The organism is Arhodomonas sp. KWT (genome assembly GCF_010993615.1).
The window spans coordinates 1-1,885 of sequence record NZ_WNXE01000363.1 but is presented as its reverse complement, the minus strand read 5'-3'; the positions used below and the strand labels follow the sequence as shown (position 1 = coordinate 1,885).

The following is a 1,885-nucleotide window of genomic DNA, read 5'->3' as shown; positions in this document are numbered from 1 at the left end:
GGACGTCGTCGAAGGTGATCCCGCCGGGGAAGACCAGGTTGATGCGGATGCCGCGGACCCCGAGCGTGTGCATGCGCTCCAGGCTCGCATCGTCCACGTCCCGGTCGACCACCGCGATGCCGCGCCACTCGATGGGGTCGCCGGCGCCACCGGCCGCCGCCAGGGTGTCGAGCATGCGGCGGTTGTCGGTGCCATAGACACTCGGCTGCACGAGCACCGCCCGCTGGAAGCCGAGGGTGGTCAGCAGCCGGCGGTAGGCGGTCTCGTCCGCGTCCGGCGGGGTGTAGCCCCGCGGGGTCTGGTAGGGGTAGTCCGCCTGGGGCCCGAAGAGGTGCGCGTGGGTGTCGCAGGCCCCCGCCGGCAGCGGCGTGGCCGGTGCATGCGGGGCCGGGTCCGGTCCGGGGATGTCGGGGGGTGTGGTCATATCTGCGTCTCCCTGGCGTCGGTGCGGGCGAGGCCCAGCCGGCGCATGGCGTTGGTCAGGTGTACGCGCATCGCCGCCCGTGCCTCCTCCGGTTCGCGGGCGAGAATGGCGTCGAGGATCGCACGGTGCTCGGCCTGCACCGCCTGGGCCCGGCCGGAGATACGGGCGGTGTTGGAGCGGGCGGCGGTGATGGACTCCATCACCCGCGGGTAAAAGAACGAGAGGAACTCGGGGAAAAAGCGGTTGCCCGTGGCCTCCGCGATGGCCCGGTGAAAGGCCAGGTCGTGACGGGCGCCGGGGCGGTCCTCGTGCACCGAGCGCTCCAGTGCCGCGAACGCCTCGCGCATGGCGGCGATGGCCGCCTCGTCAGCGTTGCCCGCCGCCAAAGCCGCCGCGCCGGCCTCCACCTCGCGGCGGATCTCATAGACGTGGCGCAGCTCCACCGGGTCGAGGCTGTCGCTGGACAGCGAGAATACCGGTTTCTCCGGCAGGGTCTCGGCGACGAAGGTCCCGCGGCCCTGGTGGGTCTTCACCAGCCGGGCGCGGCGAAGCTCCGCGATGGCCTCGCGCACGGCCGCGCGGCTCACCTCGAAGCGCGTCGCCAGCGCCGCCTCCGTGGGCATCCGCCCGCCGGGCTGGTGGCGGCCGTCGCGGATCTCGCGCTCGAGCACGCTGGCCACCTCGCCGGGAAGCCGGCGGTTCGCTCGGGTCATGTCTCCCTCCTGGATATCCGTACCGGGTCCCGGCGCGTTCGGGCGCCGGGACCCGGGCATCCTAGCCGAGCAGGCCCGGCAGCCACAGGGTGACCGCCGGGACGTAGGCGATCAGGCCCACGACGGTGATGAGCACCAGCAGGAACGGCCAGAGGTAGCGTGCCACCGTCTCGATGCGCAGGCCGCTGATGCTGGAGGCGACGAAGATCGAGTAGCCCACCGGCGGGGTGACCATGCCGACGGCGAAGTTGATCACCACCATCGCGCCCAGCTGAATCGGGTCGAGCCCGATCTGCTGGCCCACCCCGATGAGCACGCCGCTGAGGATCACCATCGCGGAGACGTTGTCCATCACCGCGCCGAGCACCAGCAGCATGACGTTGAGCATCAGCAGCAGTAGGATCGGGTTGGAGGTGATCGCCAGCAGCCCCTCGGTGACATGGGCCGGGATCTGCTCGCTGGCCACGACCCAGGCGAAGCCATAGGCGACGGCGATGATGAACATGATCACCGCGGTGGTGCGCATGGAGCGCATCAGGATCGCCGGGACGCTGCGCCAGTGGAGGTCGCGGTAGAGGAACAGGCCCACCACCGCGCTGTAGAGCGCCCCCACCATGGCGGCCTCGGTGGGCGTGAACACGCCGCCGTAGATGCCGCCGAGGATGACCACCGGCGCCATCAGTGCCCAGAAGCCCTCGCGCAGCGCGGTGAGGATCTCCCGGCCGGTGGCGCGCCGCTCCAGGGTGAT

General features: G+C 71.4%; 3 protein-coding genes. All 3 read right to left on the bottom strand.

Annotated features, from left to right (window positions below; genetic code table 11):
- A partial coding sequence (locus G7A99_RS18955) for an amidohydrolase family protein (RefSeq protein ID WP_163143117.1) occupies positions 1 to 424 on the bottom strand: 424 nt, incomplete at its 3' end.
- Positions 421 to 1,137, bottom strand: a complete 717-nt coding sequence (locus G7A99_RS18950; protein ID WP_018717524.1) for a FadR/GntR family transcriptional regulator — start codon at positions 1,135 to 1,137, stop codon at positions 421 to 423. The genes G7A99_RS18955 and G7A99_RS18950, both read right to left, overlap by 4 nt.
- 61 nt (positions 1,138 to 1,198) lie before the next feature.
- The coding region (locus tag G7A99_RS18945) for a TRAP transporter large permease subunit (RefSeq protein WP_163143114.1) at positions 1,199 to 1,885 on the bottom strand (687 nt) is incomplete at its 5' end.